Source organism: Thalassoroseus sp. (assembly GCF_984380535.1).
Genome location: NZ_CFHRBF010000001.1, coordinates 1 through 21,445 on the forward strand (window position 1 = coordinate 1; position 21,445 = coordinate 21,445).

Consider the following 21,445-nt stretch of genomic DNA (forward strand, 5'->3'; position numbering starts at 1 on the left):
CGGGCATAAACACGGGTCCGAATCGACTGTTGAACCTCGGCGGGAAGATCCTTGGTCGAATCGTCTAGGCCTGTGAGGGAAATCGGCTGATTCTGAGCCACTTGGTTGGCAGCGACGTTTTCCCCCCATACTGCCAATGCTTCTGCTCGGGAATCTGTCTCGCTGATGCGTTTCGTCCAATCTAACGCCTCGTTGACTTTGCCATGCGTCGCAAGCGTGCCCGTGATGCTCACCCACGACGGACGAGATGGTTCCACGAGGGCGGCATGCTGCATTTCATGAGCAAAGTTGAAACTCTTGCTCTCGCGAACAGCTTCAAGTTTCGCCCAATACGCTTCTTTATCTTCACGGGATCGCAACTTCGAGAGCAGACTAACTGCCTCGTCGGCTCGATTCTCAGCGGCCAGAACTGCTGCGATTCCGGTAATTGCCCGCCAATCGGGTTGACCGGTTCCGCGAACATCCTGCGCAAGTTCCAACGCTTCGTCGATCGTGTCTTTAGCCGACGCACCACTCGCGATCTGATGCCAGGCCAGATCGGTCAGCGGAATGATGCGATAATCTGGACGATCGACCCCCAGCTTCGCCAACCGTGCCAATTGCTCCCGAACCGCGGGTTCGTCACCCTGAGAGGCGTAGATCGAGGCGATCATTTGAATATCGTACGCCGGATCCCGATTCCCCATCTGCGGCGTGTGTTGGGAGTACTTCACCATCTCTGCCAATGCATGTTCGCGAAGCTCGGCCGGGGCTGCTTTCTCCGGTTCGGTGTTGGTGACTTCCGTTTCTTGATCTTTCTTCGGATTGGCCAGGGCCTCGATTTGCTCGCGTCTTTTCCTGAAATCTTCGTCGGTCATCCCGGGTTGAGACGCCTTTTGCATGGCAATGGACGGGTCTTCCCGCAACACAAACCACCACACACCAAACCCGCCGCCACCGAGCACGAGAATCAGAATCGCCGTCAGCATTCCCGCGGAAATTCCCGAAGACTTTTCGGGTTCCGGCTCGGGTTCTTTTTCTGGTTCGGGGCAAGTGAAGATCGGCATCAAGCAATCGGGATTGATGCACCGCACCGGCTTCCCGGCCGCCTGTTCAGAGGTGTAGCCGGCAGTCTCACACATTGGGCAGACCACGCGAAATTCACGTCCCGGTTTCGGCTTGACCCGCAAGCGGACGTATTTCGTGACTTTCTCGCCCTGGACGTCGAACGGATCGTCCGATTTCGGAGCCGAACTTGGACTCGCCGATTTTGCCGCTGTGGACGATGACTTCGGTTTTGCCTTCGAAGCCGGTTTTGACTCGGTCGATGCCTTCGTCGGCGTGGGTTTGGCCGGAGTTGGTTTTGGTTGACGCGGTCCCGACATGGAGGCACCGCAGAACGGACATTCTTCCGCTTCGTCGTCAATCACTGACTGATGACAACTCGGACATGTTGGCAAATCCATAGGTCTGGCTTTTATTTCGGGATGCGAATCTTTGAAAGGATCAACCCGCCGCGTTCAAGTCGTGACTAAACGGGTAGTTGATGGCGAAACAAACGGAGTGCTTCGCAGCTTTCAGGATACCATCCAACGGTTTGCACTGACCAGTCCGGGATTGTCCGAGCGTTGATTTTCCCGACAATCCGATCGATTCGAGAACACTAACGAGCCTTGGAGTTTTCCCGAAGGTGGTCCGCCGCTGAGGTTGAACCGAGACGGACCGCCGTTTGAAAATGCAACCGTGCGACACCCGTTTGTCCGCGGGACTCCGCTGCCAGTCCCAGCTGGAAAAAACGCTCCGCTCTCGACGTGGCAGGTGACGGTTGAGCAATCGTACGTGACGAGGGATCTTGCCCATTGGGCCGAAGTCGTGTCTCAGTCAATTCTTCAAACGCATTCGCCGCAACACCTTGCAGAGCAGGCCCGAAATTCGTTGATCTCGGGGCGGACTGCAGTAGGTACTCATCCATCGCTTGAAAGTCGTGAATAGTCACGGTCGCGGACATACTCGCACCAGACGAGGCACGACCGAAATTTGACGGTCCACGCAACGGTCCACGCAACGGTCCGAAACCGGCCCTACGATACCCGTACGCAGACTGCCCCACGCCACCGATGAATGCTGTTCCGCGATCCGGCACTGAGAGCGTGGTCGTCGCTCCGAAGGTTTGCACGACTGGCTGCTGAATTGTCTGGGCAACGAGTTCGCCACTCATTCCAACCCAGCAGACCACGAGTGAAAAATTGACTACGAGCAATCGGTGCATTGCGGAACTCCGTGCACAAACTTGGAAGGCCCGTCAGTTTTGATTTTGCAGGAAACGACCCAACAATAGCAACTCATCGGGTGAAAGTTTGTCGTCCTTGTTGCGATCGAAACGATTGAACAATTGAATGTGTTCCCGTTTCACTTCGGCTCGGTCGATGACGCCGTTCCCGTTGATGTCGATGCGGCGAACCAATTCCGCCAGCAATCCACCGGCTTTGGGCGAATCGGATTTCACTTTCAGTGTCTTCGCATCGACGGGGATCGCGACGTCGAAGTAGCCGATCATCATCTCTTCCCAAGTCTGGTCGCCCCAGGACACGGTCTGCGTCGGGTCGGGGTTGGCCAAGTTCTTTTCGGAATTGTCGAAGTGAGCGACGCAATGCATTTTCGTGCCGGCAGGGAGTGTGAGTGGCGTTTCGAGTCGGTAGGCAGTTTGCCAATTGAAATCGTATTTTGGCACGTCGAGCAACATTTCCGGCTTGCCAGTCGGATAGACGGCTTCGTACGAGAATGATTTACCACGGAGGTGCATGTGCGGCATGAATCCTAGCAATTGCACCTCGATTGGCACACTTTTCGAATCGGCCTCGACCCGGTGGCTATCTGCATGTGGCGGAATGTCGAGATTCCGACGTGCAGCCTTTGTTGTCACAATGGCATGGGTCACATCTTCGGGGTCTGCGAATACCAGACCGACGCGGCTTAGGTCTTCCTGCGGACTACCGTTCGGCGTGTAGTGAACTTGAAATATGAACTCGCTTCCCGCCGGGATCAGTTTCGCCATGCCATCGGGGTACGGTTTTGCCCGCAGCCCCGGCACATAACCGACGAGCCATTCACTTTGGGCGATGGGATTCGACCGGGCTTCGCTGGGTGGTCTCACGAGCACCAAAACATGATGTACCACAGCCCGATTACCGGGAACCACCTCGGCCATACGAATCCACTTGTCTTCCGTGAATTTGGTATCGACCTTGAAGTACTTGTATTTCACTTCACCAGTCGCCGGGACGGCAAACGGTTTGTCGTCCATCGCGATCACAAGGTCCGGTTCCTGCGGAAGTTGCCAACCTGCGACGGGATCGGGAATCGGCTCCGGCAGCATGCTGGGATCGCCTTCCGGTGCACCGTCTTGAACCCATTGATAGATCAACTCTTCTTCAGCCTTCGTCAGGCTACGATTGTTCACAAAATGTCCGTACTTCGGATTCGCATGCCACGGCGGCATCCGGCGATCGCCGACGACTTCGAAGATCATATCCGCCCAACCGACGACCTCTTCGTACTCCGTCAATGCAAAAGGGGCGATTTCACCGTCGCGGTGGCATTCCACGCAGCGTTTCTGAAAAATCCGGCTGATCTGGTTCGACCAAGTTACAGTGGCATCGGCTTTGGGCGTTTGAATCCGACCGATGAAACAACCCACCGTTGCCACATCGGCATTCGCAACTTTTCGATCGGCCAGCAGATCGTCGAGGGCATCGGTTAAATATGTGTGACGCGGCTGCTCGTGGGCGATACCGATGTCGTATTGGTCGTCAATTCGCCCCGCGTAACGGATGCGACGGTCGGCATCTAAAACGAACACTTCCGGCGTGCGGACTGCTCCCATTTGGTCAGCCACACGGTTACCGACGTCTTTGAGCACCGGAAACTCCAAGCCGTGCTTGCGAGCATGAGCTGCCACCTCGGTGAGTGAGTCCTGCGTGTTCGGGTTGATCGCGAGAAAACCGACGCCCCGCTCGCGATATTCCTTCTCCAATTCCACCAATCGCGGTGCATACAACTTGGCTAACGGGCACTCGGTTCCAAGGAACGCCACTACCAAGAATTTCTGGTCGAAGTCTGCGAGTGAATATTCCTTCCCCCGAAAGTCGGATAAGGTCCACGATGCAACTTGTCGACCAATCCGCGACTCGGGAGCCGATGTCTCCGTATTCGCCGCTTGAGCGTGCGTGTCCCAAAAGCCCGCGTTTGGTGTCAAAATAGCGAGAGTGAGGAAACAGATCGAAAGTTTTCGCGTCGACATGGATGACCTCAATTGACGGCTTATGAAATTTGGGTCGAGCATTGCAGTTGATACCCAGTGCGAACGGAAACGGTGCCAAGAATTTCTTCAACACCGACGAATCCGTATGGTTTCGCCGAACTCACAGCGAAGCGGCTTTACGTTCGATGCCTTTGGCCATGCGGTCGGCATGTAGCACGCGTCGTTTGTGCACGCCTCGGCCAATGATATCGACATGGTCACGAGCTTCCACCTGAAACGACAATGCGGGGCCGTCGATATGTATCACCCGAGCCGTGCACACGACAGGCGCCCCGAGCGGGGTGGGAGCCAAATGTTCGATGTCGACGTGTGTGCCCACGGAAAGCTCGCCCTCGTCCAAATAGGGTTCGAGAAGCTTCATCGCTGCGGTTTCCAAGTGCCAAATCAGATGCGGCGTCGAAAGCACCAGCGGCAGCCCTGGCAATTGGACCGAATGAATTTTGTTGGGGGTAAACCGATGCTCTTGAGTTGCCCCGATTTTCAAATTCCGCATGATCAATCCAGCAAGAGTACGCATCATCCCCATGTCCCGGTCGACGCAATATCTTTTCACGTTTCCGCGTTCGTGAAAAGAGTGTTTCACCGCCAAATGCATTCCGGTGGGAATAAGAAGAAATGATGAACATTGACTTTCCCATAGTTCTCGGTTCGCGGTCTCCGCGTCGTCGGGAACTGCTTGCACAACTATTGCCCCAAGGCGAAACGCAAATCGAGGTTTTGCCCCCTAGTTCCAGTGACGAAGCGGGTTTCGAGGAACTGCACGACTGGGAGAAGATCGCCATGCGATTACAGGCGATCGCGAGGACGAAACTCGACGATGTCTGGAAGCAACTTCGAGACCGAGAACAGAAGGAGTTACCAACACCGGTTGTCATCACCGCCGACACCGTCATCGTGGCCGCCGATAGCGTCGACGATGCAGTACAAACCGTGCTCGGGCAACCGCCGCAGGAAAATTGGCAAGACACGGTGCGGGACTGGTTTCAACGCCTGTTGATTGGAAGGACACATCAAGCTGCGACCGCGTTTTGTGTGTCCGATGGCCAAAGGACTGTTGAGCGAATCGTACAATCCGAGGTGACGTTTCACGATCTCTCCGACGAATGGATCGAGTGGTATTTGCAGACCGGTGAACCCATCGGCAAGGCAGGCGGCTATGCGATTCAAGGGGGAGGCAGCGTATTTGTGTCTGAAGTGAAGGGCAGCATTAGCAACGTCGTCGGATTGCCTCAGAAGGAAGTTCTCGAAACTCTTACCGACTTTGCTAGCGGACGTGCGAATTCACGTGGGTGACTGGAATCGCGACGAACCACATGGAATACTAGACCGCCACACACGCGTCATTATATTCCAAGGACGAGACAGCATGCGAACTCTGCTCACATTGGCCATCGTTGGCCTGTCCACACTCGCTGCAACTGCAGCAGACCGCCCGAATATTCTGTGGGTCAGCAGTGAAGATAACGGGCCACACCTGGGTTGCTACGGCGACGAATACGCCGACTCTCCCAACATCGATGCCCTTGCCGCCCGCGGAATTGTGTACCTCAATGCTTGGTCCAACGCACCCGTGTGTGCACCGGCTCGGACGACGATTATCTCCGGAATGTATCCGCCGAGTCTCGGGGCAGAGCACATGCGGAGCATGGTGAAATTGCCGGAATCAATCAAAATGTTCCCGCAGTACCTTCGCGAGGCCGGTTACTACTGCACGAACAATTCCAAAGAAGACTACAACCTCGGCAAGCCAGGCCAAGTCTGGGATGAATCCAGTCGCACGGCGCATTGGCGAGGTCGTAAAGATGGTCAGCCGTTCTTTGCCGTGTTCAACTTCACCACAACGCATGAAAGCCAAATCCGCAAGCGGAAAGGCCACACCCCGGTTCACGACCCTGCGAAAGTTCGCGTCCCCGCGTATCACCCGGATGCCCCGGAAGTCCGTCAGGATTGGGCTCAATATTATGACAAAATCACCGAAATGGATCGGCAAGTCGGTCGGGTGTTAAAGGAATTAGACGACGACGGACTTCGCGAAAACACGATCGTCTTCTACTTCGGCGACCACGGAGCTGGTATGCCTCGAAGCAAGCGTTGGCCGCACAACTCCGGTTTGCATGTGCCGTTGGTGGTGTCTGTTCCGGAGAAGTATCGATCACTCACGACCGAATCCGCGATTGCGGACGCCAAATCCAACCGTCTCGTTGCCTTTGTCGATTTCGGCCCCACCGTGCTGAGTTTGGCCGGAATCGAACCGCCAACGCACATGCAAGGCAAAGCGTTCATGGGCGAGTTCGAACAAACTCCCAAACTGTTCTTGCATGGGTTTCGCGGTCGAATGGACGAACGCATCGACATGGTTCGCACGATTCGTAACCAACGCTTTCAATACATTCGCAATTATCTGCCGCATCGTCGTTACGGGGAACACGTCGACTACATGTTCCAAACTCCAACGACGAAGGTCTGGAAAGCTCGCTTCGACGCCGGACAACTCAATGAGGAGCAATCGCAATTTTGGCGTGTGAAACCAAGCGAAGAACTTTACGACTTGCAGAACGACCCCGATGAGGTCCGCAACCTCGCGGACTCACCGGAATATAGCAAGGTATTGCATCGACTTCGCGCTGCCCAGACTGACTTCCTAATGGAAACACGCGACGCCGGTTTTCTGCCGGAACCCATGCTCCATGAGCGGGCCGGCGACACCACGATCTACGAAATGGCCCAAGACCCAGACCGTTATCCGTTACGCGAGATTCTTGATATTGCGGAGTTAGCCACATTCCGACACGCGAAAGACGTGAACCCGGTTTTGCTCAAGAAACTGTCCGCAAACGATGCCGCCATTCGCTATTGGGCGGTCGTCGGCTTCACGGTTCGGGGTGAAGAAGCGGTGCGGCTCGCCGAAGAGGATCTGATTGATCGCTTCGATGACGATTCCGCCAGCGTCGCGGTGGCGGCCGCTGAAGCGGTGGCTCGTTACGGTTCCAAAGCCAACCGTGCAGGTGCTCTTGAAGTCCTGGCGAAGTATGCCGACCCGTCAACGAAAGACGTATTCACGGCCACCATGGCACTGAACGCCCTTGACGTCATCGGTGCCGACGCGGAGCCGGTTTGGGAGCAGCTTCAACAGATCAAGTTCAATCATCCGGACTTCGGCAAACGCATGCGAATGGGCGGAATTCCAGCGAATTTGATCAATCACATTGGATCGCAAGTAGAAGAAAAGTAAGCCGCCACAAAGCCTGCGAAACGAGTGCCAGCACGATTCCGGATTCGTGTCTCGAAGCGTTGGGAAGTAATCCGACGTACCAACAACTCTTGAATTGCGAAGTCTTACTGCGTGATGCCTTCGGTGATCGCCATGAAGGCGTCTTCGAGACTTTCAGATTTGCTCTGGAACTCGACGACGCGGAAGTCTTCGTGCACCATTTTCTTGAGCAAGTCCGCTTGGGAATCGGCGGGACCTTCGAAATCGAATGTGAGAATCTGTTCGGCTCGCTTCACTTCCGAGACGAACGGTTGCTCAAGGACCCAGCGTTCCAGTTCCTCACCCCGCGCCAGTACACGACACACGAGCGTCGACGACGTGCTTTTGCCACGTGCCTTCTGACGCTGCATCGTCCGAATTTCGTCGATGGTGCCGCTGGCGAGAATCTTTCCGGCTTCGATGATGGCCGCCGAATTACAGATTTCGCCAAGTTCCGTCAGGATGTGCGAACTGATGAGAACCGTCTTATTCAGTTCCTTCGCAAGCAAGCTAATCAACTCGCGAAGCTCGACACGGGCTCGCGGGTCCAGCCCGGCGGCGGGTTCATCGAGGATCAGCACTTCAGGGTCGTGAATTAACGTCCGCCCCAAGCCAAGCCGTTGCGACATCCCTTTCGACAGCGTGTCGATTGGCTTTTCGGCGAGTTTCCGGAGTTCCGTAAAGACGAGCACTCGCTCGATGGCATCTTTTCGCTTGTCGCCGCGGAAACCGTAGGCACGGGCGAAAAAATCGAGATACTCGACCACATTCATGTTCGCGTATTTGCCGAAACTGTCCGGCATAAACCCGAGGATGCCCCGCACCTTGTCGGGATCGTCGACAACGGAGTGCCCGCAAATGAAGGCGTCACCGGCGGTCGGCATTTCGAGCGTGGCAAGAATTCGCATCGTGGTCGTTTTGCCCGCACCGTTCGGGCCAATGAAACCGACGACTTGCCCCGGATAGGCGCGAAATGAGACGTGGTTCACCGCCTTCAGTCGCCCGAAAAAACGGCAGAGGTCTCGCACTTCCAGTGTTGGTTCTGCGACAACCTCTATCGGAATGTCTGCTGGGTCGTCATCAATCGTGACGACATCCGCTCCAGTGAGAATATCATCACCAGACTCGAAGTCATCCGTGTCTCCTCGGGACGTCTCGCTCATGCTTCTCTCGGAATCACGATCTTTCGAAATTAGAAATCACCCAGCGGATTTCCGTCGTTGTACTGGAACAAGTTGAGGAGCGTTTGCGGGTCGATCGTCTTCGCAATATATCGGACGGAACCATCACAGAGTAACGCGTGGAACCCTGGTTCCGAATCGACTAGACCACCGGTCGGGTTTGCCGGATCGTAGGGGAAGTCATCGGGTTTCGTCCATGGCACAGCACGTGGATCGGCTGCTTCCACGACGAGAATCGTGTTCGAAAGCCCGTCGACAATGTTGCGAAACATCGTGCCAGTACCGTTTTCGAAGATGGCATTTTGACCTTTAACACCCAAATACACGGTATGGTTGGGCGCCGCATTCGACCCCGGTGCTTTGTAGACGTCCGGCATCTGGGCAAGCAACGCTATGTTGTGTGGGCTGTCCCATGGCTCGTCGAGGTGGAATTGGTCGTAGAGCGGGATCTCATTCAAGAACGGCAAAAGGTGAACCCGCCAACTCAGTTTTGGTTGGCCGTTGTCATCGAAATACTCTGGGTTGTTCTTATGAAGCGGCAATGTCCGGTACGTGTCGTGGTAGTTATGAAACGCTAAGCCAATTTGCTTGAGGTTGTTTTTACTGGATGCCCGGCGAGCCGCATTCCGTGCTTCACCGGTTGCACCGGCCAACGGATTGCCGCCACCGAAGCCAGGAATCGAGGGCATGCCCGGCATCGAACCGGGAGGCATCGAGTCGGCAATGTCATTCGGAATATCGAGACTCAGTTCCGCTGTTTGGCCAATGGAATCAAACGCGATTCCGTCCATGAGATCTGAGACAACAGTTTGCTGTTCGGCCGGCATCATTGCTTTGAAGCCATCGACCATCGTGCGAACTTCGCCAAGGAGTTGTTGGCCGGAACTGGAGATGGTGCTCGCGCTGGAAGACGTGCCGCATTGGACCTGAAGTTTCAGAATCGTGCGATCTCCCGACGGCTTCATTCCAATGGCTCCGCCCGTGAAATCGCTCTGCAAGGCGTTCATCATAGCTTGCATTGGTGTGGCGATATTGGGGGGAATCATCGGGGGCATTTGCGTCGGTGCGCCCTTGAATGCTTGGGCGCGGAACGCATTTGGATCTTGCGGGACGAACGCAGCGAACATGGCCTGCGTGTTGTCGACGAAGTCGAATTGTGTTCGTCTAGCTGAGGTGGTGCCCTGATCGACCACTTGGTGAATGACATCGGTCTTCTGACCGATCACCACAACTTGGTCATTCTCCATCAGCAGAAGTTGTGTTGCTCCCCCTTTACTGGACGAGTAAATTTTCTGACCGTTGTAATCGATACTCGTCGTAGCGGCATCGCCATCGAGCTTGGCACGATCCAGCGGTTTCATCAACCGGACGACGATAATGGTTCCATTTTCATCGACGGGGCTGGGACCGCCCGGGGCACCAGCGACCATACCGATCGTGAAACTCTTCATATCACGAACCGTCAAACCAGTGGCCGTCGATAGTTCTCGAAAACCTTCTTGGAATTGCGGAGTGTTTTCGAACTTTGCGAACTCCGGCGAATTGACGACCTGCTGCCAATCCATGTACGCAAAACCGACAAGGTTCGGCGGCAGATACGTCATGTCGACGACGTTGCCATCAGAACCCGTCGCGGCTGATCCGCCGCCGCTAAATGCGAAGATGAGGATGGCGATTAACAACACGGCTGCTGCCGCACTTCCGCCAATCACCAATGGTGAGACGCCGGAACCGCTCGACTTTTTCTTGCCGCCTTTTTTCTTCCGACTGCTGCTCGGCTTGCCTTTTGATTTCGAAGCCCGGCTCGCTGCCGGTTTACTCGCCGATCGACGTCGCGTCGGCGGAGCTTCGAAGTCGTCGAAGCCGCCATCATCTTCGTAATCTTCGTAGTCCTCGAAATCGTCATGGCCGAAATCGTCAGCGGGTGGCTTTGGTTTGCTGCGTTTCGGTGCCGCTGCTTTTGGCTCGTTCACACGAAATACGGTCTCGCATTTCGGGCAACGCACCTTTTTCCCAACTGCCTCTGGGCTTTGGATTTTTAATCGTGTTTGACACGACGGACATTGAACGGCAAACGGAGCAGGCATGGAAGCCACCTTCTTCAGACGGAACGCCAACGAGAATCACAAGAGAGTGTGTGGCTGAGTATTTCCGCAATTGGAACCTTTCGAACATAAAATCCTACCACTCGATCGGCCGCGGAACAATCCTTCACTTCTTGGGAATCATCAGATGAACCATCTCTCAAGCCATTTAATCCGACTCGAAGCACAAGTCTCGCTCCGTAAATTCGTGAAATTCGACATGGTTGGAATCAGCGTCACCAACGGGGACTGCCAACGCACACCGATGGTCCGGCGGCATCAACCGTGACTCGAAATGCCAACGATCTGGCACGTCCCGCACGTCTGGACCGAACACCGGTTGGTACGACTGATCGCCAGCGAACCGGAATTCGCATTGTTTCATCGGTAGCTGAAACCCGAGTCCGCGGGCTTTGGAGTAGGCTTCTTTGAGAGTCCACAATTGAAAGAAGCGATCACGTTGTGCGTTTACAGGCAATGCCCGCAGTTCTGCCATCTCCGCTTCAGAGTAAACGCTCCGTCCGATTTCCACGTTGATAGCACGCGAGCAATCCTCGACGTCAATGCCGACCGTGTCTTTTCTTGAAATCGCGCAAGCCACCATGCCAGTGGTATGCGAGAGATTGAACGCGACTTGCTGGCGGGCATCACTAACGAGAAATGGTTTGCCCAGGTGATCGATCTCGAATTCTAGACTTTTGGGAGGCAAATCTAGAACGGTCCCCAACCACCGGCGTTTCAGTGCATGGGCGACCAGAAATCGGTGACGGTCGGTCTGGCGAAGAAATCGACGATAACGAACCGATTCCGCGTCACAAAGGACTTCCTCACATCGTTGGATAATCGCGTCATCGCAAACCAGTTCGGGACGAATCCATGCGACGGCGGTGACGTGGCTCACGAGGGGAGATAGTCGATAACCAGAAGAGTGCGTCACCGAATATGTTTTGAACGAGGGACAAAGAGAAACTTCGTAGACATTCTTTCGTTTGATACAATAGTTATTCACGATCATCGAAACAAGAAAGTCCACGCATGCCAACGTTCCAGCAATCCACATCGATTCCTGTACCGGCGGAATATCTCTTCCAATGGCACGCGAATCCTGGTGCGTTCGAGCGGTTGGCTCCGCCCTGGGAAAGTGTGAACGTCACTCGGCCTTTGGAAACTTTGAAAGACGGCGAACAAACAGAAATTCGCGTGGGCGTCGCTGGGCCGATCAAGCAACGTTGGTTGGCGGAAATTCAGAACGTCGAACCAGGTCGGCAATTTGAGGATGAGCAACTCGCCGGACCATTCTCTGCTTGGCATCACCGGCATGCAATGACCCCCGATGGCGACAATGCCAGCACTCTGACCGATGAAATCAATTATCGCCTGCCATTGGGGTTTCTTGGTTCGACTTTCGGTGGCGGAATGGTTCGTCGAAAGTTGCAGCGAATGTTCGACTATCGTCATCGTGTCACACTCGAAGATGTGACATCTCACTACCGTACTCAACTTAAACACCCAGATCGGCAAGCCATGAAGGTACTCGTTAGCGGAGCCAGCGGACTCGTTGGCACGGAACTCACGTCGTTCTTGAAATCGGGTGGTCACACGGTTGCCGGACTGACCCGAAGCCCCGATAAGCACGAGAACGCCGTCGCCTGGGACCCTGCAGATGGCACAATCGATGACGCTGCTATCGAAAATGGTGGTTTCGATGCTGTCGTCCACTTGGCGGGCGAGTCGATCGATGGTCGCTGGACGGAAGCGAAGAAAAAGCGAATTCGCGACAGTCGTGTCCAAGGTACCCGGTTACTTTGCGAAAGTCTGGCGTCGATGACGTCCCCGCCGAAGACGCTGGTTTGCGCATCGGCGATTGGGTACTACGGCGATCGCGGCGACGAAGAACTGACGGAATCCAGCCCGCCGGGCGATAGTTTTTTGGCCGATGTGTGTCAGGAATGGGAAGCCGCCTGCGAACCTGCCCGCGAAAAGGGTATTCGCGTGGTGAATGTGCGGATCGGTGTTGTGCTGACCCCGAAAGGCGGGGCGTTGTCTAAGCTGCTAACACCATTCAAACTCGGCGGCGGAGGGAAAGTTGGCGATGGCAAACAGTGGTGGAGTTGGGTCGCCATCGACGATCTCATCGGCGTGATTCACCATGCCCTGACCGAAGATGAAGTCTCCGGCCCTCTTAATGCGACGGCGCCCAATCCGGTAACGAATAAGGAATTCACCAAGACACTCGGAAAAGTGCTGTCTCGGCCAACGATCATCCCGCTTCCCGGTTTTGCCGCGAAGTTGGCACTTGGTCAGATGGCGGAAGAGCTACTGCTCGCGAGTGCCAAGGTCCTGCCGAAACGCACGCTGGAAAGCGGATACGAATTCCGACACCCGGAACTCGAACCAGCGTTACGACATCTGCTTGGTCGCTGATCTGCTCACATTAGCCCGGCGAACCAACGATTCCGGAATCGGCATCGATCAATGCGGTCAAGACTGTTGCCGCCAACTTCGGGTCGGCGTTGAGCGACCGTTCAAGCGTCTCGATTTGCATTTGTGTAAACGGAACCGCCAAGTCTTCACTCGGTTGGTCTGGAACAATTCGACGACTAATCTCCTGAATCAGTTCCGGAAGACCAAGCTTGGTCGTGGATGAGACGCGTAACATGTCTACAAGCCGATCTTTCGGCCATTGGATCGGTAAGTCGGCCTTGTGAGCGACTCGCAGTGCGTTTGGGATTTCTCTGAGTAATTGATCCGTGTCAGCATCGGGCGGTTCGCTGACGTCGCAAACGACAATGCACAGATCGGCGTCCGCGAGTAGCCGACGTGCTCGTTCGATTCCCGCGGACTCCAACGTTTCCGTCGCGTTTCGGATGCCGGCGGTGTCGGCCAGGCGGATCGGCCAACCGTCAATCGCGGTCTCCCCCCGTACAATGTCCCGGGTGGTGCCAGGTTGATCGAACACGATTGAACGCTGAAACCCGAGCAGGGCATTGATCAATGACGATTTACCGGCATTCGGACGCCCGCACAACACAACGTCCCACGGTTCCGTCAAATGTCGACCAAATCTCGCCCAGCTGATCAGTTGGCTGAGCGACTCCTTAGCGGCATCAACTTCGCCACCAAGATACTGATCGCGGATCGAACGAATCGCCCGGGGAAAAGCGATCCTTTGCTTCAGAAGAATACCCAGGGTTCTCGTCGTCGTCGCTCGCATCACCGCCGATTGCCATTCGACTTCGAATCGCGTTTGAGTCCTTTCCTGTAATTGAGAGGCAGAGACACTTTCAATGCCCACGGAACGCAAATCGTCGAGGATTCGCCGCGTCGCTGCATCGCCGCCGTGGCAGGAAACCTCGACCCGATCCATCTCCGTCCGACAGACCACAACATCTTCCGGCGGATCGTGTCCCCATTGACCGAAGACAATCCGATTGACTTCCTGTTCCTGCAACACTCGGCCGTTGGCTGCGGTAAAAAAACTGTCGACCTTATCGAAGTGTTTTCCAATGACCGCAACGGTGGCTACCGCGCCGCGTCCGCCCGGCGTGATGACTCCAACTGCCTGGTTGCTCTCAATCTTAGACATCGTCATCTTCTTGCAAAAGTACGCTCCAAACACAACGGATGATCGGCCGATCGTTCGGGGAACGCAAGGCGAAACGGAAAGGTGGCGTTTTCTCCGCGTTGGCTCACTTGCGTTGCGAAGCCCGCGATCTATAATCGGGAGGCTTTCGAGAAATTGACTCGAAACTCACGTCCAAACAAACCGATCGACTTTTTCCTTCCCAACGCAATTTCTGCTTTCTGGATGGGATTGTCGATGGTCAATGCACCTCGCGAGGTTCATCATGGGTGAATGGTTCCGGAACATCTACGTCACGGTCAAGACGGTCGTGCAAGGAATGGCCATTACCCTGCTGACATGGTTCAAGACGTACCGTCGACGAGCCTTCACGGAAGTCTACGAGTACCCCGAAGTGCCGGTGCCGGTGAAGTCCCGTTACCGTGGATTCCACCGCTTCGACCTCACAACTTGTATCGGATGTGAAAAATGTGCAGTGGCCTGTCCGGTGGACTGCATCTATATTGAAAAAGAAAAAAGTCCCGTCGGCAAAGGGTTCCGAGTCGATACATTCGTCATCGACTACACGAAATGCATGTTTTGCGCGTTGTGTGTGGAGCCATGTCCGGTGGATTGCATCTTCATGGGATCGAATCACGACCTAAGCTGTTATAGCCGGGATGGTTGTGTGGTCGATTTTGCGAAGTTGCCGTTGCAAGTGGCGTGGGGCCAAGCCACACTGAATCCCACAGCCGTTGCGGAGTCGAAGGTCCTCTATGAGCCGGTTTGGGTCAAGGGGGAACCGAGTCCATTCGAGTATTCCGAAACCTAACCAATTGGTTGTTGAGAGAGTCGGCAGGTTTGCGTTTTCGCGTCTATTACTGGTTGTTTTGAGTCGCGCTCACGGAAACGGACGTCAATCGAATTTGCATCCCGAGTGTTGCAGGGTCGCAACGCGATTGGGTGGAAGGGAGCGGTCATGAATGCTGCAGCAAAACGGTTTTTCTCTGTCGAAGAGGCGGAATCTCGCTTGCCCTTGGTCCGCTCGATCGTGGCGGACATCGTCGAACTTTACCGGGACATCCACGACCGTCAGTCACGACTGACTCGCGTCCTGGAACTCCGAGGTGAGTCCAAACGCGAGGTCAATCGGCTTTACACCGAAGAACTCGAGCAAATGGAACGCGAACTCGAAGACGACCTGTCTCGTCTCGATGACTTCGTCGAAGAGCTCGAAGAACTCGGTGTCGAACTGAAAGATCCTCATGCGGGTCTCGTCGATTTCCACACTTGGATCGACGGCCGAATTGCCTGCCTGTGTTGGCAACTCGGCGAACCGGAAATCCAGTACTGGCACGAGGTCGACGCGGGCTTCGGTGGGCGTCAATCGCTGCAAGATGGCACCGTCGATCCGGTTCACGATTTCACCGGCGGCAATTTTCGGGACGACGTTCTCTAAAATCCGGCTTGCTCGCTTGGTTGTCGCGTGCTGTTCGGTTAGACTCTTCGCGAACGAAGATCTAACCCGTTGAACGGACACCACTCATGACGAGCATCGTCGGTCACTTCTTCCTGTTCACGCTGGTGGCAATCGGTGGCTTGATCGTCCCGTTGTTGATCGGCCATCTAGTCCGCCCGAAACTACCAACCGCGGAAAAAGACTCGATTTACGAGTGTGGCGAACCCACCATCGGTTCGAGTTACATTCAATTCGACCTGCGGTTTTACGTCGTCGCGTTGCTGTTCATCATCTTTGATGTGGAAGTCGCGTTCTTCTTCCCCTGGGCCATGGTCTATGGCACTGCGACTCAGCTCGCTGATCCTGCTCTGAGTGAAACCCAACGCGAAGCGTTGAGCCAGACTCTGCTTGGCGACTCTGGTGCTGCTACAGTCGCCGCCGAGACGGCTCAGAAATTGGCCTGGACCGGGTTCTTCGACATCCTGGTTTTCTTTGGGGTCTTGTTGGTCGGCTTTGCTTACGTGTGGAAACGTGGCGATTTGGATTGGGTCCGCGCTGTCGCCGAGCAAGCCAAACAGGCGGCCGCCCGTCCTCGCACCCCACCGCCCGTTGAGCCACCAGCACCGTCTCAGCCACGTGAACCGGTCGGTGTGTGATTTCGTTCGAACATTCTAGTGTTCCGCCGGTCCCTCTGCCGGCGGTTTTCGTATGAGAGTTGCCATGTCGCCCCAAGAAGTCTTCGACACACTCGTCCAAAAGTTCGGCGATTCCGTCATCACCAAATTGCACACGGAAGCCATCGACCCTTGGATCGAGGTCTCCGCAAACTCGCTCGCGGAAGTGGCTGCATTTCTGAAAACAGATTCCCGGTTGCGGTTCGATCACCTCAACGATTTGACCGGCGTCGACTACTGCGAACCGGACGCCAGCAAGGCGAAAAAGTTCGGTCACGACCCGCACGTGGAAGTCGTGTACCACCTTTCGAGTTACACCCATAAGCACGCGGTCGTCATCAAGGTCATTCTGCCTCGTTGGAAGAACGACACCCCTGGCCAACTCCCGGAAGTTCCGACGGTCTCCGGGGTGTGGGCGATTGCCGACTGGCACGAGCGGGAATGCTTCGACCTCGTCGGCATCAACTTCCTCGGCCACCCCAACCTCCGCCGCATCCTCTGCGCCGAAGACTGGGTCGGCCACGCGTTGCGGAAAGATTACGAATTCCCGTTGGAGTATCACGGGATTCGCGGCAAGTAGGCGTGAGAATGGGCCTGATTCTTTCAGACACCGTTGCTAACAACCCCATCTGATTCCAACGTGAGGCAAGTCGTTATGGAGGAAAGCGGAAATTCCATTACTGTGATTGTGTTGTTAGTCATGGTTGTCATTGCTGGTTTCGGCTGGGGATTTCTCGCTGGCTCGTACACAGGGGCACATGCACCAGCTTACAGTGAGCGAAGTCCGGATGAGCTGGGAGAACCTCCCGAGCATTTCAGCAAGCGAAATTCGCAACGACGCTTTTTCGCAAATGCGATAGAACAACTACCGAACATGCCGACCGTCATTTCGTGGAACTTTAGTCACCGACTTTGGTTGCCGCTCCTGATCGGAGGGCTTGAAGTTGCTGCGGTAATTGGCGGACTAGTACTGAAAAAAGTCGAAAAGAATTTGTCACAACCATACAAATCCAAAGGCTACCGTCGCTAGTCACGTAGGTCAGGCTGTGCCTGACGTTCATGGCATAGCGCCGAATGGTTTTAAGAATCATGTCAGGCACAGCCTGACCTACTGATAGATAAAACGGACCACACACCATGAGCATGGCCATCGAAGATCCTCGGCTTGTTGAGTTTGATGTTCATACCGACGAGATGTTGGTGAACATGGGACCGCAGCATCCGAGTACGCACGGAGTGCTACGGTTGTTGCTGCGGACGGATGGTGAAGTCGTCCGCGAAGTCACACCCCACATTGGCTACCTCCACCGCTGTGCCGAAAAGATTGGCGAGAACCTGACGCCGGTCCAATGGATCCCTTACACGGACCGCATGGACTATCTCGCCGCGATGAACATGAATCTCGGCTGGGCACTGACCGTTGAAAAACTGCTCGGCATGGAAGTTCCCGAACGGGCGATGACGCTCCGGGTCATCATCGCCGAACTCGGCCGGATCGCTAGCCACCTCGTCGGCATGGGCGCGTATGGGCTGGACCTTGGTTCCTTCAGCCCGTTTTTGTACGCGTTCCGGGAACGGGAAATCATCCTCGACTTGTTCGAAGAAGTTTGCGGTGCCCGACTGACTTACAGTTACATCACTATCGGCGGTGCAACGCACGATCTGCCGGAAACGATCACGATTCCACCGGGCTTGGCATCAATTACGTCTTCAGATCGCGGACTCCGCAAGAAATGGCCGATCTTAAAAGACGGTGCTAGTGCCCAACTCCCGTGGACCGATGCCGTCTTGATCTTTCTGGAATGGTTGGAAAAACGGATCAAAGAATACCACACACTATTAACGCGGAATGCGATTTTCATTAAACGCACCGCCGCTATCGGCACGCTTAGTCGGGAAGATGCGATCGACTACGGATGCACCGGCCCAGTGTTGCGGGGAAGTGGTGTCGACCACGATCTGCGTCGTGATGGCGAGCCCATCTACACACGGATGTATAAGGGATACGAATATAAGATCCCAGTCGCTCCCTTCGATGAGGCACCGCCTGAGGTCGAACTCGGCGACAATTGGTGTCGGTTCTATGTGCGGATGTTGGAAGTTGTGTCAGCCATCGGATTGGTCCGCCAAGCGATCGACAAATACCCGACCACCGAAGGCACCTTCCGCGTGGCTCATAAATTCAGCACGAAGTTGCCGAAAGACGAGTGCTACCTGGAAACTGAGTGCCCGCGTGGACAAATGGGTTTCTATGTCGTCGGCAACGGCGACGCGGAACCGCTGCGAGTTCGCGCCAAGAGTTCGTCGTTCTGCAATCTCTCCGTTACCGGCATGCTCAGCCCCGGTACGTTGATCGCCGACATTCCTTCAATCGTCGGATCATTGGATGTTGTGATGGGTGAGATCGATCGGTAGATCACGCCAGACGACCAAAGTTAGGCCTAGAGTGAGTGAGATCGTCGCGAGACAACGCGAACTGTCATGTTCGCGATCACTCACCGTGACACGGCTTATTTGCATTGAAACGCTTCGACATTTGCAGCCTGTCGGTGCGTTCTTAGATCACTGAGATGCTGTTCGGACACCCTTTGAAACGAATCGACTTCAATCGCATCTAGCCTACGATCGTCGTTTGCAATACAGGCTATCACTTCCCACATCGCCACTCTCTCAAGTGCCGCTGCAGCGAGGCCTTCGAGTTCAATGATTCGACTGAGCGGCGAGTACTCGATGAGTGAGTCGTTCAGTTTGAACCTTCCAATCTTCTCGGCAAACCACGCTGCTCCTTGCTTCATTGAACTTGCAAAAGACGCTTCGATTTCGAGCAACTCTAGAATCCGGTCGATTGTCTTTCGTTGGTTTTCGACTTCGCATTGAAGATTCTCAAGGAAGTCGCCAAGTTCGCTCCCTTGGTTACTGTTGCGACAACGCCGAATAAGTTCCAGCTCACCAACGATGAGTGCGGTATGGTCTTCGAAATAGATCTGTAATCGTTTCTTATTCATAAGTGGTACCAACTGCTTTCAGAAAATCAGGAATAGGTTAGATCAACGCTTTCATAACCAGCCCGCCAATCAGCCAAGTGAACGACGCGTAAGCCAATACTGTCAACAAGAGGTCTGCCCAGCTCTTTCCGTCATCTTCGCTCATGTCACCATGATCATGCTGCGTTTTGCCTTTGTCCGATCTAAAATAGGCAAGCCAGCCGAAGACACCTGTCACCGCCAAAAACGCCAGGTTCAGGAAGAAGGTGTAGTCGATCGCGAACCGTTCCGAAGGTTCAACGCCTTCGCTGCCGCGAGCCCGTTCGGGAAGTAAGTCAAAGGCGAGGAAGCCGTAGTGCAGCAACACCGCTGTCGCGATTAGGCAGACTAGGAACACGGCCATGATGTAAAGAGCCATTTTCCAACCGAAGTACTTCGCATTGATTCGCAGCAAAGGAAACACCACGAGATCGCTGAAAATGAACGCCATGATTCCGGCAAAGCTCACTCCGTTGGAGTAGAGCAACGCAGCCAGTGGGATGTTCCCCATCGAACCGATGAACGTGAAGAAGGCGGCAAGCGGCCCCACGATGGTTTGCAATAGGACTTGTCCAAAGGATGGCCCGGTCTCCCCGCCAGAACCTGAAAATAGCGTTGTGAAGAACTCGCTGGGTACGAACGCCGCGATCACACCGGCAACGGTGAAGCCGAACGCAACGTCTTTCCATACCATCCCCCATTCCATGAAGTACTGCCTAGCGACCATTCGCCATCCCTGGAGACTGGTTGCTCGTTCTTTCCAATCGGGACTCTCGTTGTCATCGTTCTGCTCGTTGCCTCCAACGTGTTCACGGGCTTCCTGCTCGAGTGACGCAGGCAAAGTCAACTTGACGAGCAGCCACATGAACAGGATCAACAACAGCCCGCCGAGGTACTCCCCCACGACAAATTGCCAACTTAGAAAGATGGCAATGATGATTCCGAGTTCAATAACAAGATTTGTCGACGCTAGCAGGAATGCTAACGAGGGAACTAAGCCAGCCCCCTTTTTGAAAAGTGATTTGGATGTAGAAAGGGCGGCGAAACTGCATGAACTCGATATGAAGCCAAAGAAGGTTCCCAAAGCGACGCTCTTGGAGCCTGCTTCTCCCATTGTCTTTTGCATCCGCTCGCGGGTCACGAATATCTGGATACAGCTACTAATGATGTAGCCCAACGCAAAAGCCCAGAAGGCCATCCAGAAAAAACCGAGAGAGGTCAAAGCCGCCTGGTGCCAATTCTCCATGAATTCCTGCATGTGTCTTCGCTCGTTCTCCACTGAGTTCGCAGTTTCGTCTTTTGTCGAAATGCCTCGTAGCAAATTGCTTGCCAATTGGCACGATGCTTGCAGGTGCGGTAATCGCGAGACGGTTCACGCCGGTTCGATTTTAGTCACGAACCTTTTCAGAAGGAGAAACTTTATGTCTCATGAGAAGTACGCCTCCTGTATCGAAGCTTGCATCGAGTGTGCGAAAGAATGCGAACACTGCGCTGACGCCTGTCTGAGCGAAGATGATGTGGCAAAAATGGCTGATTGCATCCGTACAGACCGCGACTGTGCGGCTATCTGCTGGGAAGCAGCAGGGTTTATGAGTCGAGGCTCACAGTTTGTGGAGGAGATTTGTCGACTCTGTGCAGAGATCTGTGAGAAGTGCGCTTCGGACTGCGAGTCTCACGAAGCTGATCACTGTCAGATTTGTGCGAAGGCTTGTCGTCGCTGTGCCGAGGAATGTCGAAACATGGTGGGCGCAACGGCTTAAGACCGCACAAAGTTTCTAGAAATCCGCAGCAAACGAATAAAGTTCTTACGGTCCGGTTTCCGCGAGATTAGAACTGCTGCGGTTGACTGCGACTTGCTGTAAGCTGACCCCAATCCCACCAACTTGGGGGATGAGCAACCAGCACTAATCCA

20 protein-coding genes are annotated in these 21,445 nt (G+C 54.7%); 10 read left to right on the top strand and 10 right to left on the bottom strand.

All coding sequences use genetic code 11. From position 1 onward, the window contains the following. The 4 genes from AC5DDB_RS00005 to AC5DDB_RS00020 form a co-directional block, all read right to left on the bottom strand. A partial coding sequence (locus AC5DDB_RS00005) for a tetratricopeptide repeat protein (RefSeq protein ID WP_491737606.1) occupies positions 1-1,445 on the bottom strand: 1,445 nt, incomplete at its 3' end. 197 nt (positions 1,446-1,642) lie between these two features. Further along, positions 1,643-2,248 carry a hypothetical protein gene (locus tag AC5DDB_RS00010; RefSeq protein ID WP_491737607.1) on the bottom strand — a complete coding sequence of 202 codons (606 nt, stop codon included), beginning with the start codon at positions 2,246-2,248 and terminating at the stop codon, positions 1,643-1,645. A 33-nt stretch (positions 2,249-2,281) separates the two neighbouring features. After that, complete coding sequence (locus AC5DDB_RS00015; RefSeq protein ID WP_491737608.1) at positions 2,282-4,279, bottom strand: redoxin domain-containing protein; 1,998 nt, start codon at positions 4,277-4,279, stop codon at positions 2,282-2,284. A 121-nt stretch (positions 4,280-4,400) separates the two neighbouring features. After that, on the bottom strand, positions 4,401-4,793 hold the full coding sequence (locus AC5DDB_RS00020; protein WP_491737609.1) for a thioesterase family protein: 393 nt from the start codon (positions 4,791-4,793) through the stop codon (positions 4,401-4,403). Between the two features lie 122 nt (positions 4,794-4,915). Between AC5DDB_RS00020 and AC5DDB_RS00025 the strand changes: the two genes are divergently transcribed. Both AC5DDB_RS00025 and AC5DDB_RS00030 read left to right on the top strand, forming a co-directional pair. Next, positions 4,916-5,593, top strand: a complete 678-nt coding sequence (locus tag AC5DDB_RS00025) for a Maf family protein (protein ID WP_491737610.1) — start codon at positions 4,916-4,918, stop codon at positions 5,591-5,593. 73 nt (positions 5,594-5,666) lie between these two features. After that, complete coding sequence (locus AC5DDB_RS00030; RefSeq protein WP_491737611.1) at positions 5,667-7,532, top strand: sulfatase family protein; 1,866 nt, start codon at positions 5,667-5,669, stop codon at positions 7,530-7,532. A gap of 104 nt (positions 7,533-7,636) precedes the next feature. On the opposite strand, the gene AC5DDB_RS00035 is transcribed toward AC5DDB_RS00030, so the two are convergent. The 3 genes from AC5DDB_RS00035 to AC5DDB_RS00045 form a co-directional block, all read right to left on the bottom strand. After that, complete coding sequence (locus AC5DDB_RS00035) at positions 7,637-8,713, bottom strand: ABC transporter ATP-binding protein (RefSeq protein ID WP_491737612.1); 1,077 nt, start codon at positions 8,711-8,713, stop codon at positions 7,637-7,639. A 29-nt stretch (positions 8,714-8,742) separates the two neighbouring features. Continuing rightward, positions 8,743-10,818, bottom strand: a complete 2,076-nt coding sequence (locus AC5DDB_RS00040; protein WP_491737613.1) for a DUF1559 family PulG-like putative transporter — start codon at positions 10,816-10,818, stop codon at positions 8,743-8,745. Positions 10,819-10,984: 166 nt separating this feature from the next. Then, positions 10,985-11,716, bottom strand: a complete 732-nt coding sequence (locus AC5DDB_RS00045) for a 4'-phosphopantetheinyl transferase family protein (protein ID WP_491737614.1) — start codon at positions 11,714-11,716, stop codon at positions 10,985-10,987. 134 nt (positions 11,717-11,850) lie between these two features. Here AC5DDB_RS00045 and AC5DDB_RS00050 point away from each other — a divergent pair, with 134 nt between their 5' ends. Beyond that, positions 11,851-13,239 (top strand): TIGR01777 family oxidoreductase, encoded by a 1,389-nt coding sequence (locus AC5DDB_RS00050; RefSeq protein ID WP_491737615.1) that lies wholly within the window; start codon positions 11,851-11,853, stop codon positions 13,237-13,239. A gap of 10 nt (positions 13,240-13,249) precedes the next feature. Here AC5DDB_RS00050 and AC5DDB_RS00055 read toward each other — a convergent pair whose 3' ends face one another. Then, positions 13,250-14,401 carry a GTPase gene (locus tag AC5DDB_RS00055; RefSeq protein WP_491737616.1) on the bottom strand — a complete coding sequence of 384 codons (1,152 nt, stop codon included), beginning with the start codon at positions 14,399-14,401 and terminating at the stop codon, positions 13,250-13,252. 262 nt (positions 14,402-14,663) lie between these two features. On the opposite strand from AC5DDB_RS00055, the gene AC5DDB_RS00060 reads away from it, so the two are divergent. From AC5DDB_RS00060 to AC5DDB_RS00085, 6 genes are all read left to right on the top strand, one after another. Beyond that, on the top strand, positions 14,664-15,209 hold the full coding sequence (locus AC5DDB_RS00060) for a NuoI/complex I 23 kDa subunit family protein (protein WP_491737617.1): 546 nt from the start codon (positions 14,664-14,666) through the stop codon (positions 15,207-15,209). 147 nt (positions 15,210-15,356) lie between these two features. After that, complete coding sequence (locus AC5DDB_RS00065) at positions 15,357-15,836, top strand: DUF2203 domain-containing protein (RefSeq protein WP_491737618.1); 480 nt, start codon at positions 15,357-15,359, stop codon at positions 15,834-15,836. An 86-nt stretch (positions 15,837-15,922) separates the two neighbouring features. After that, on the top strand, positions 15,923-16,492 hold the full coding sequence (locus AC5DDB_RS00070) for an NADH-quinone oxidoreductase subunit A (RefSeq protein WP_491737619.1): 570 nt from the start codon (positions 15,923-15,925) through the stop codon (positions 16,490-16,492). A gap of 64 nt (positions 16,493-16,556) precedes the next feature. Further along, positions 16,557-17,090, top strand: a complete 534-nt coding sequence (locus tag AC5DDB_RS00075; protein ID WP_491737620.1) for an NADH-quinone oxidoreductase subunit C — start codon at positions 16,557-16,559, stop codon at positions 17,088-17,090. Between the two features lie 60 nt (positions 17,091-17,150). Further along, positions 17,151-17,540 carry a hypothetical protein gene (locus AC5DDB_RS00080; RefSeq protein WP_491737621.1) on the top strand — a complete coding sequence of 130 codons (390 nt, stop codon included), beginning with the start codon at positions 17,151-17,153 and terminating at the stop codon, positions 17,538-17,540. Between the two features lie 107 nt (positions 17,541-17,647). After that, complete coding sequence (locus AC5DDB_RS00085) at positions 17,648-18,925, top strand: NADH-quinone oxidoreductase subunit D (RefSeq protein WP_491737622.1); 1,278 nt, start codon at positions 17,648-17,650, stop codon at positions 18,923-18,925. Positions 18,926-19,020: 95 nt separating this feature from the next. Here AC5DDB_RS00085 and AC5DDB_RS00090 read toward each other — a convergent pair whose 3' ends face one another. Both AC5DDB_RS00090 and AC5DDB_RS00095 read right to left on the bottom strand, forming a co-directional pair. Beyond that, positions 19,021-19,515: a hypothetical protein gene (locus tag AC5DDB_RS00090; RefSeq protein WP_491737623.1), complete on the bottom strand. Its 495-nt coding sequence runs from the start codon at positions 19,513-19,515 to the stop codon at positions 19,021-19,023. A 37-nt stretch (positions 19,516-19,552) separates the two neighbouring features. Further along, positions 19,553-20,791 carry a permease gene (locus tag AC5DDB_RS00095; RefSeq protein WP_491737624.1) on the bottom strand — a complete coding sequence of 413 codons (1,239 nt, stop codon included), beginning with the start codon at positions 20,789-20,791 and terminating at the stop codon, positions 19,553-19,555. 163 nt (positions 20,792-20,954) lie between these two features. Between AC5DDB_RS00095 and AC5DDB_RS00100 the strand changes: the two genes are divergently transcribed. Continuing rightward, positions 20,955-21,293 carry a four-helix bundle copper-binding protein gene (locus AC5DDB_RS00100; RefSeq protein WP_491737625.1) on the top strand — a complete coding sequence of 113 codons (339 nt, stop codon included), beginning with the start codon at positions 20,955-20,957 and terminating at the stop codon, positions 21,291-21,293. The last annotated feature ends 152 nt before the right edge of the window (positions 21,294-21,445 follow it).

Bases quoted from the DNA above. Each gene is read 5' to 3' on its own strand.
- AC5DDB_RS00025 (WP_491737610.1), top strand. From the start codon at position 4,916: ATGATGAACATTGACTTTCCCATAGTTCTCGGTTCGCGGTCTCCGCGT.
- AC5DDB_RS00070 (WP_491737619.1), top strand. From the start codon at position 15,923: ATGACGAGCATCGTCGGTCACTTCTTCCTGTTCACGCTGGTGGCAATC.
- AC5DDB_RS00035 (WP_491737612.1), bottom strand. From the start codon at position 8,713: ATGAGCGAGACGTCCCGAGGAGACACGGATGACTTCGAGTCTGGTGAT.
- AC5DDB_RS00085 (WP_491737622.1), top strand. From the start codon at position 17,648: ATGAGCATGGCCATCGAAGATCCTCGGCTTGTTGAGTTTGATGTTCAT.
- AC5DDB_RS00030 (WP_491737611.1), top strand. From the start codon at position 5,667: ATGCGAACTCTGCTCACATTGGCCATCGTTGGCCTGTCCACACTCGCT.
- AC5DDB_RS00020 (WP_491737609.1), bottom strand. From the start codon at position 4,793: ATGCGGAATTTGAAAATCGGGGCAACTCAAGAGCATCGGTTTACCCCC.
- AC5DDB_RS00050 (WP_491737615.1), top strand. From the start codon at position 11,851: ATGCCAACGTTCCAGCAATCCACATCGATTCCTGTACCGGCGGAATAT.
- AC5DDB_RS00060 (WP_491737617.1), top strand. From the start codon at position 14,664: ATGGGTGAATGGTTCCGGAACATCTACGTCACGGTCAAGACGGTCGTG.
- AC5DDB_RS00055 (WP_491737616.1), bottom strand. From the start codon at position 14,401: ATGTCTAAGATTGAGAGCAACCAGGCAGTTGGAGTCATCACGCCGGGC.
- AC5DDB_RS00075 (WP_491737620.1), top strand. From the start codon at position 16,557: ATGTCGCCCCAAGAAGTCTTCGACACACTCGTCCAAAAGTTCGGCGAT.
- AC5DDB_RS00015 (WP_491737608.1), bottom strand. From the start codon at position 4,279: ATGTCGACGCGAAAACTTTCGATCTGTTTCCTCACTCTCGCTATTTTG.
- AC5DDB_RS00095 (WP_491737624.1), bottom strand. From the start codon at position 20,791: ATGCAGGAATTCATGGAGAATTGGCACCAGGCGGCTTTGACCTCTCTC.
- AC5DDB_RS00090 (WP_491737623.1), bottom strand. From the start codon at position 19,515: ATGAATAAGAAACGATTACAGATCTATTTCGAAGACCATACCGCACTC.
- AC5DDB_RS00065 (WP_491737618.1), top strand. From the start codon at position 15,357: ATGAATGCTGCAGCAAAACGGTTTTTCTCTGTCGAAGAGGCGGAATCT.
- AC5DDB_RS00040 (WP_491737613.1), bottom strand. From the start codon at position 10,818: ATGCCTGCTCCGTTTGCCGTTCAATGTCCGTCGTGTCAAACACGATTA.
- AC5DDB_RS00100 (WP_491737625.1), top strand. From the start codon at position 20,955: ATGTCTCATGAGAAGTACGCCTCCTGTATCGAAGCTTGCATCGAGTGT.
- AC5DDB_RS00010 (WP_491737607.1), bottom strand. From the start codon at position 2,248: ATGCACCGATTGCTCGTAGTCAATTTTTCACTCGTGGTCTGCTGGGTT.